At 47.0% G+C, this 7,959-nt stretch carries 9 protein-coding genes; 4 read left to right on the top strand and 5 right to left on the bottom strand.

The annotated features are described in order from the left end of the window. Positions 1-262: 262 nt before the first annotated feature. From pdxA to CLV27_RS05560, 5 genes are all read right to left on the bottom strand, one after another. Positions 263-1,165 carry a 4-hydroxythreonine-4-phosphate dehydrogenase PdxA gene (gene pdxA, locus CLV27_RS05580; protein ID WP_243644893.1) on the bottom strand — a complete coding sequence of 301 codons (903 nt, stop codon included), beginning with the start codon at positions 1,163-1,165 and terminating at the stop codon, positions 263-265. Positions 1,166-1,197: 32 nt separating this feature from the next. Continuing rightward, positions 1,198-1,485, bottom strand: a complete 288-nt coding sequence (locus CLV27_RS05575; RefSeq protein ID WP_132526656.1) for a hypothetical protein — start codon at positions 1,483-1,485, stop codon at positions 1,198-1,200. After that, positions 1,460-2,722, bottom strand: a complete 1,263-nt coding sequence (locus CLV27_RS05570; RefSeq protein WP_132526654.1) for a bifunctional 3,4-dihydroxy-2-butanone-4-phosphate synthase/GTP cyclohydrolase II — start codon at positions 2,720-2,722, stop codon at positions 1,460-1,462. The genes CLV27_RS05575 and CLV27_RS05570 overlap by 26 nt, the downstream gene beginning before the upstream one ends. 2 nt (positions 2,723-2,724) lie before the next feature. After that, positions 2,725-3,327: an ATP-dependent Clp endopeptidase proteolytic subunit ClpP gene (clpP, locus tag CLV27_RS05565; RefSeq protein ID WP_132526652.1), complete on the bottom strand. Its 603-nt coding sequence runs from the start codon at positions 3,325-3,327 to the stop codon at positions 2,725-2,727. A gap of 65 nt (positions 3,328-3,392) precedes the next feature. Then, positions 3,393-5,555 (bottom strand): RelA/SpoT family protein, encoded by a 2,163-nt coding sequence (locus CLV27_RS05560; RefSeq protein ID WP_132526650.1) that lies wholly within the window; start codon positions 5,553-5,555, stop codon positions 3,393-3,395. An 81-nt stretch (positions 5,556-5,636) separates the two neighbouring features. Here CLV27_RS05560 and murI point away from each other — a divergent pair, with 81 nt between their 5' ends. From murI to CLV27_RS05540, 4 genes are read left to right on the top strand one after another with little or no spacing between them, the layout of a single operon-like run. After that, complete coding sequence (gene murI / locus CLV27_RS05555) at positions 5,637-6,428, top strand: glutamate racemase (RefSeq protein WP_132526648.1); 792 nt, start codon at positions 5,637-5,639, stop codon at positions 6,426-6,428. Further along, the gene (rph, locus tag CLV27_RS05550) at positions 6,418-7,125 is read left to right on the top strand and encodes a ribonuclease PH (RefSeq protein WP_132526688.1); all 708 of its coding nucleotides are present in this window, start codon (positions 6,418-6,420) and stop codon (positions 7,123-7,125) included. Before murI ends, rph begins: the two co-directional genes overlap by 11 nt. Then, on the top strand, positions 7,122-7,718 hold the full coding sequence (locus CLV27_RS05545; RefSeq protein ID WP_132526646.1) for an XTP/dITP diphosphatase: 597 nt from the start codon (positions 7,122-7,124) through the stop codon (positions 7,716-7,718). Before rph ends, CLV27_RS05545 begins: the two co-directional genes overlap by 4 nt. After that, positions 7,709-7,945 (top strand): YggT family protein, encoded by a 237-nt coding sequence (locus tag CLV27_RS05540; protein WP_132526644.1) that lies wholly within the window; start codon positions 7,709-7,711, stop codon positions 7,943-7,945. The genes CLV27_RS05545 and CLV27_RS05540 overlap by 10 nt, the downstream gene beginning before the upstream one ends. Positions 7,946-7,959 lie beyond the last annotated feature (14 nt).

The raw sequence follows: 7,959 nt of genomic DNA, 5'->3' as shown, positions 1-7,959 counted from the left end.
TTAGGCACGCCGACAGCGTTCGCGCTGAGCCAGGATCAAACTCTCCAGCAAAAATATCACAAACCTGCGGAATTCACCTCAATCAAAAGCCCTTACTGGGCTTTAAACCTTCCTCCGCAGGCGCGTGCCCCTTATTCTCCTGTCAAAGACCTTTTTGTGGCGCGCAATTTTTAAATCTATTCCCTCACGGGGCTTCTGTCAACCCCGCTTGAGGGATTCTGTCGCTCGCGGATGGAATAATATAGGTTTTCCTCGCTGAGTGTCAACGGGTTAGAAGTTCTATCGCCATTTTTACGGCAGTTTTGAAGCTCTCTGGGCTGGCTATGCCTTTCCCTGCAATGTCGTAGGCTGTCCCGTGGTCAACGGATGTTCTGACGACTGGAAGTCCTAAGGTGACGTTTACGCTATTTCCAAACCCGAGTAGCTTTATGGGAATGAGCCCTTGGTCGTGGTACATGCATAGGACAACCTCAAATTCACCTTTTAGAGCTCTCACAAATACTGTGTCTGCCGGTAGAGGGCCGGCTACGTTTATTCCTTCTTTTTTTGCCTTTTCTATTGCTGGTCTGATGATTTTTAGCTCCTCGTCCCCAAAAAGGCCGTTTTCTCCTGCGTGGGGGTTTAGGCCGGCAACGGCTATACGGGGTTTTTTGAGGCTTTTGTCTATTAACCTTAGCTTTGAAAGGATTTTCTCTTCTGTTATTAAGCTTGGGACTTCCTTTAAGGCCACGTGGGTTGTCTGGAGAACGACTTTTAACTTTTCGTTTGCAAGCATCATTGCGTACTCTTTAACGCCGAAGGCGTGGGCTAAGAACTCTGTGTGTCCCGGAAATGGAAAGCCCCCAAGTTTTGCACTTTCCTTGTTTATAGGGAGGGTAACAATCGCCTTTATTTCCCCTCTTTTGGCGTCTTCAATGGCTTTCTCTATGTAGAGGATTTGGGCTTTTCCTGAGTCTTTTCCTACTTCTCCCGGTTTAAAGGGGACGTTATCGGTGACGTTTATGAGGTAAATTCCCGGTGGAGCTCCCCTCCTTGCCCCTTTAACGATGGGTAAATCACAGGGTAGATTTAAGAGCTCAGAGTAAAACTCAATGACGTTACGTGAGCCGTAAACGAAAATAGGAAGGGACAGGGAGCGAAGGAAGTATAAAGACTTTAAGAGAATCTCGCTCCCTATGCCTGCCGGGTCTCCTAAGGTTACTCCGATTGACGGTTTGATTCTGAAACCTCCTGAAAGGCGGATTCGGCTCTCTTGAGGAACTCGGAGGCAATTCTCTCGCTGAGGTTCTTGAGGTCGTTGCTGAGCTGGCGGAGCTTGTACTTTAGCTCAATGTTCTCCTGTTCAAGTTCCTCACACTTTGTCTCAAGCTCTGCTATTCTCTCTTCATAGCTCTTAACGAGGTTTTCAACGAGGCTGTTAAGGGAAGAGGTAATTTTTTCAACTTCTACCTTTATGTTTTCAGGTAGTGTTACCCTCTCCTCCATCGTTTCCCTCCAAATTTCCAAGGTTTAGCATATGTCCAAGCTTCTCTTTCTTCGTTTTCAGGTAGTTGACGTTGTATTTACAGATGCCGACTTCTATGGGAACTCTCTCTACAACTTCAAGCCCGTAACCTTCAAGTCCTATGAGCTTCCTCGGGTTGTTCGTCATTAGCCTCATCTTCCTTACGCCGAGGTCTCTAAGTATCTGAGCTCCGATTCCAAAATCTCTCATATCCGGAGGAAATCCGAGCTTTTTATTGGCCTCTACCGTATCAAATCCGTGGTCCTGAAGGTGGTAAGCCTTTATTTTGTTTACGAGGCCTATACCTCTACCTTCCTGTCTCAGGTAAACAATGACTCCTTTTCCTTCTTTCGCAATCATTTCCATAGCCTTGTGAAGCTGTGAACGGCAGTCACACTTCAGAGAGCCAAAAACGTCGCCGGTGAGACACTCTGAGTGGACTCTAACTAAAACGGGTTCGTCCTCTTTTATTTCTCCCATAACGAGGGCTACGTGTTCCTTGTTGTCAACGAGGGACGTGTAGGCGTATATCTTCCAAGTTCCGTAGGCGGTTGGTAGGTTGGCCTCTGCCTCCCTCTTTATGAGGCTTTCGCTCTTCATCCTGTATTCAATGAGGTCGGCTATGGAGATAATCTTGAGGCCGTGCTCCCTTGCATAGTCTATGAGCTTGGGGAGGCGCATCATCGTTCCGTCGTCGTCCATTATCTCGCATATCACGCCGGCAGGGTAAAGGCCTGCAAGGCGTGCAAGGTCAACGGCAGCTTCTGTGTGTCCGGAACGTTTAAGGACGCCTCCCTTCCTTGCCCGTAAAGGAAAAACGTGGCCGGGCTTTACGAAGTCTTCCGGCTTTGCGTCTGGAGATATTGCTCTTAAAATCGTTGTGGCTCTGTCGTATGCCGATATCCCTGTTGTTGTTCCAAACTTTGGGTGGGCGTCAACGGAAACGCAGAAGGCGGTTTCTTTTGGGTCGGAAGGCCTTAGCGTCATCGGCTCAAATCCGAGCTCGTCGCACCGCTCTTCTGGAAGGGCAAGGCAAATTAAACCTCTTCCGTACTTTGCCATGAAGTTTATGGCCTCTGGGGTAACCTTTTCAGCCGCTATAACTAAGTCCCCTTCGTTTTCCCTGTTGGGGTCGTCAACGACGACCACCATCTTTCCGTTTCTTATATCCTCAATGGCCTCTTCAACCCTATCTAAGGGGAAGCGTCCCTTTACCAAGGCTATTTACCCCTCTTTGTAAGGACTTTGTCAATGAGTCCGTACTCTTTGGCTTCTTCTGCGCTCATGAAGAAGTCCCTGTCGGTGTCCTTCTCTATTTTCTCTATGGGCTGGCCGGTGTGCTTTGAGAGGATTTCGTTCAGGATTTTCTTAAGTCTGAGTATCTCTTTGGCGTGGATTTCTATGTCAGTTGCCTGTCCTTGGAAACCTCCCAAGGGCTGATGAATCATTATCCTTGCGTGGGGGAGGGCAAAGCGCTTTCCGGGAGCTCCAGCCGCAAGCAGAACAGCTCCCATGCTTGCTGCCTGTCCAAGGCAAATTGTTACAACGTCGGGCTTTATGTACTGCATAGTGTCGTAGATGGCAAGCCCTGCAGTTACTACTCCTCCGGGGCTGTTTATGTAGAGGTATATGTCCTTTTCTGGATCCTCGGCCTCTAAGAAGAGGAGCTGGGCTACTATTAGGTTGGCAACGTGATCGTCTATTGGGGTTCCGAGCATTATGATTCTGTCTTTTAGGAGCCTTGAGTAGATATCGTAGGCTCTTTCTCCTCTACCGGTTTGCTCTATGACGATGGGAATGTACTGGTTAAGGATTTCTTCCATAGTGTTCCTCCGGGTATGCTGTCGTCCTTACAAAAAATAGTATTGCTTTCCTCTTTTTCAAAGTTTTAGTTAAGGGCTTCTTGTTTGACCCTTTCCCTGTAAATTCTCTTTGCTGCTATTACCCCCTTAACGTTCTTTATGGCACGGAGGACGTTTTCTAACTCTTCTCTGCTCTTTACCTGAAGTATGAAGTCCATAACGGCTCTGCCTGTGGAGCTCCTCCTTACGTTCACTGAAGCTATGTTTATCTTAAACTTTGCTATAGCTGAGGAGACGTTTGCAAGCATTCCCGGACGGTCCTCTACAGAGACTCTCACCTTTGCGTTGTAGACCCTGTTTGACGGTTCAAACTCTACGCTTACCACCTTTCCCGGGGCGCTTTCTTCAATCTGTCTGGCTACAATACAGTTGGCCGTATGAATGACGATTCCCTTCCCTGAGTTGACTACTCCTACGACTTCGTCCCCCGGTAAGGGGTGGCAACAGTCGGCTAAGGAAACCATTACGTTGTCAATGCCGTCAACCTTTATTCCGCTCGTATCTTGGGCGGTTTTGGTCTTTTTCTTCCTTTTCTCCGTTTCAACTGGAATCTTGAGGAGACGGCGGGCAAGTTTTTCGGGGTCAAGTTGCATGTAGCCGATGTCTATGAGTGCCGAATCAAGGTTTGAGTAGCCGAGGGATGAGAGAACTTCTGAGAAATCCTCTTCTTCCTTAAGGGTGCTTAAGCTCTTTTCGGAGAGTTTCCTTATGGCTTTGTCAAGGAGGCTCTCACCGAGCTTCTTAGCTCTTTCGTTTTCTTCTTTCCTTAGGAAGTTCTTTATGGCGTTCCTTGCCTTTGAGGTCTTAACGAAGTTTAGCCAGTCCCTGCTTGGTCTTTCCTCGTTTCCCGTGATTATTTCAACTCTGTCTCCGCTCTGCAGGGTGTAGTTTAGGGGGACGAGCTTTCCGTTTACTTTTGCGGCCTTACACCTGTGGCCGACGGAGGTGTGGATGGCGTAGGCAAAGTCTACTGGAGTTGAACCAACGGGGAGGGTTTTTAGGTCTCCCTTGGGGGTAAATACGTAGACCTCTTCCCCGTAGAGGTCGGACTTGACAGACTCTATGAACTCTCTTGGGTCTTTCTCCTCTTTAACCCACTCAAGGAGATTCCTGAGCCATATGAACCTTTCCTTCTCTGCCTCTGAGAGAGCTCCACCTCCTTCCTTATACTTCCAGTGGGCGGCGATACCCATCTCAGCGACTTGGTGCATTTCCCAAGTTCTTATCTGGAACTCTATGAACTGTCCTTTAGGGCCTACAACGGTCGTGTGGAGGGACTGGTACATGTTTGGTTTTGGTGTGGCGATGTAGTCCTTTATCCTGCCGGGGACGGGGGTCCAGAGACTGTGAATTATTCCAAGTATCTGGTAACAGTCGGCAACGGTGTCGGTTATTATCCTTATGCCGGCTACGTCGTAAACTTCCTCAAAGGGAATGTTCTTCCTTACCATTTTCCTGTATATTCCGTAGATGTGCTTAATCCGCCACTGAATTTCTCCATTCAGGTTGCTCTCCTTTAACCTTTCCTTGACCGTGGCTATTACGCCTTCAAGGTAGGGAAGTAGCTTTTTCTTTACCTCTTCTACCTTTTTTTCAATCTCTCTGTAAACTTCCGGTTCCAAATAAAGGAGGGAAAGGTCTTCAAGCTCGTTCTTGAGGCGGTACATTCCAAGCCTGTTTGCCAAGGGGGCGTAGATACTTAAGGTCTCTTTTGCGTTCCTCAGCTGACTTTCCCTTGACATGCTGCTCAGCGTTCTCATGTTGTGGAGTCTGTCGGCAAGCTTTACTATCAGAACCCTAATATCTTCGGCCAAGGAGATGAGGAGGTTTCTGAAGCTCTCTGCGTCCCTCTCCTCTTTGCTTGTAAAGTGGTAACCTTCAAGTTTTGTTACGCCTTTAACTATAAAGGCTACTTCTCTACCGAATTCTTTCTCTATCTCCTCTAAGGTTGTATCAGTGTCTTCTACGGTATCGTGAAGGAGGCCGGCGACTATCGTTGGGACGTCCATTCGGAGCTCTGCAAGTATGTAGGCCACTTCTGCTGGGTGGGAGAAGAAAGGTTCACCAGACTTCCTGAACATCCCCTCGTGTTTCTTCTTTGCGAACTCGTAGGCTTTTACTATTTGCTCCTCGTCAAAAGAGTCCCTGTATTCTTTTACTTTATCTATAATTTCCTTACAGCTTCTCATAGTTTTTCCCGCTGGTTGTTTTTTCTAACTGCTTGCAAGTGCTAACCTTTTAAAATTAGAGCCTCTCTCTTAGGAGATGCAATGCCCGATAGACCAATTGGTGTTTTTGATTCTGGAGTTGGTGGACTAACTGTTCTGAAAGCTCTAAAAGAACTTCTCCCTTCAGAAAACCTTATCTACTTTGGAGACACTGCAAGAGTTCCCTACGGAACAAAATCCCCCAGAACGATAATAAGGTACAGCCTTGAGAATACAAAACTCCTTGAGAGCTTTAACGTTAAGATGGTCGTTGTTGCCTGTAATACATCCTCCTCTTACGCCTTGGAAATTCTGAGGAGTGAGTTTAGGTTTCCCGTTATAGGAGTCGTTAGGCCGGGAGCTAAGTTAGCCGTTCACAGGACACGCTCCGGTAGGATAGGGGTCATAGGTACAGAGGCGACTATAAGGAGCGGTGCTTATCGGAAGGCAATTGTTTCCGTAAATCCCTTTGCCGAGGTTTTTGAAAAGGCGTGTCCTCTATTTGTTCCTCTAATTGAGGAAGGGTGGCTTGATGACCCTATCACCGAGGAGATTGCAAGGCGATACTTAACCCCTCTGCTAAAAGAAAAAATTGACACTTTAGTTTTAGGCTGCACCCACTATCCTCTCATAAAAGGGGTACTGAAAAAGGTTTGCGGCGATGGAGTTGAGCTCATAGACTCTGCTGAGGCCGTTGCTCAGGAAGTTTCCAAGGTTTTACCTGCAAAGAGGGAAAGTGGGGTAGGAGCTGTAAGGATATTGGTGAGCGATAAAACTGAAAGGTTTGAGAGGATTGCGAGGATGATAATGGGGGAAAAGATTTCCATTGAGGAGGTCTCAGTTGATAAGGAGTGATGGTAGAAGGCCTGATGAGCTAAGGGAGGTAAAGATTACCCTTGACTATATAAAGCACGCAGAGGGTTCGTGCCTTATAGAGTTTGGCGATACAAGGGTTATCTGTACCGCCTCGGTTGAGGAGAAAGTTCCGCCGTTTTTGAAAGGTAGCGGACAGGGTTGGATAACTGCCGAGTACTCAATGATTCCCCGTGCAACTGTCCAGAGAACGGTTAGGGAGTCTGCAAAAGGAAGGCTTACAGGTAGAACGCAGGAGATACAGAGGCTTATAGGGAGGTCGCTAAGGAGTTCCGTTGACCTTTTAGCCCTTGGGGAGATAACAATTTGGATAGACTGTGACGTTATTCAGGCTGACGGAGGAACGAGGACGGCCTCTATAACTGGGGCTTTTGTTGCCCTTTACAGAGCTCTCCAAAAGATAGATAAGCTCTCTGCCGTTAAAAACTTTGTTGCCGCAGTGAGCGTCGGTATAGTGGACGGTGAGTACCTCCTTGATCTTAACTATGAAGAAGATTCAATAGCAGAAGTGGATATGAACATCGTTATGAACGACAGAGGTGAGTTTATTGAAATTCAGGGAACTGCTGAAGGTAAGCCTTTTTCAAGGAACGACCTTGATAGACTTCTTGCTTTGGGAGAGGCCGGTATAAAACAGCTTTTTGAAAAACAGAAGAAAGTTCTCGGGGTGGAAGAATGAGGATAATCTTTGCTACAAAGAACAGAGGAAAAGTTAGGGAAGTTAAGGAGAAACTAAAACGTTTTGGTATAGATGTTGTCCCCATAGATGAAGTAAAGAACGTTCCTTCACCGGAAGAAACGGGAGAAACTTTCCTTGAAAATGCCTACCAGAAGGCTATTTACTACGCTAGGGCCTTAGGAGAGCCTGTGATTGCTGAAGATTCAGGTCTTGAGGTTGAAGCGTTAGGTGGAAGGCCGGGAGTTTACTCTTCCCGCTTTGCTGGGGAAAATGCTACAGACGAGGAGAACAACAGGAAACTTATAGAGGAACTGAAGAAAAGAGGGCTAGAGGAATCACCTGCTAGGTACGTTTCTTTTGTCGTTGTTGCTTTCCCTGAAGGGATGGGACTCTGGAGCGAAGGCGAGGTAAAGGGTAAAGTGATAACAGAGCCAAGAGGTAGCGGGGGGTTTGGCTACGACCCTCTATTCATACCGGAAGGTTATGAAAGGACGATGGCGGAGCTCTCTTTGGAAGAGAAAAACAGGATAAGCCACAGGGGAAAAGCTTTTGGTAAACTCGTTAAGCTCATAGAGGAGATAAGATGCTGGTGAAAGAGATCTTACACACGGCTATTGAACTACTTACTTGGCTTATCATTATCGGTTCACTTCTTACTTGGGTTCCTCCTCACAGTAGAAACCGGATAGTTGACAGTATTATTGAGCTTACGGACGGTTTGCTTGAACCCATACGGAAAGTTGTTCCACCTATTCACGGAATAGATATTAGTCCCATTGTTGCTATAATCATTTTGCAGTTGCTTGATAGTTTGCTCTAATAGAGGAAAGGAAG

This window comes from Phorcysia thermohydrogeniphila (assembly GCF_004339575.1).
GTDB classification, from domain to species: Bacteria; Aquificota; Aquificia; order Desulfurobacteriales; family Desulfurobacteriaceae; genus Phorcysia; species Phorcysia thermohydrogeniphila.
The sequence above is the reverse complement of the archived record's forward strand: the minus strand, read 5'-3'. Positions and strand labels throughout refer to the sequence as shown.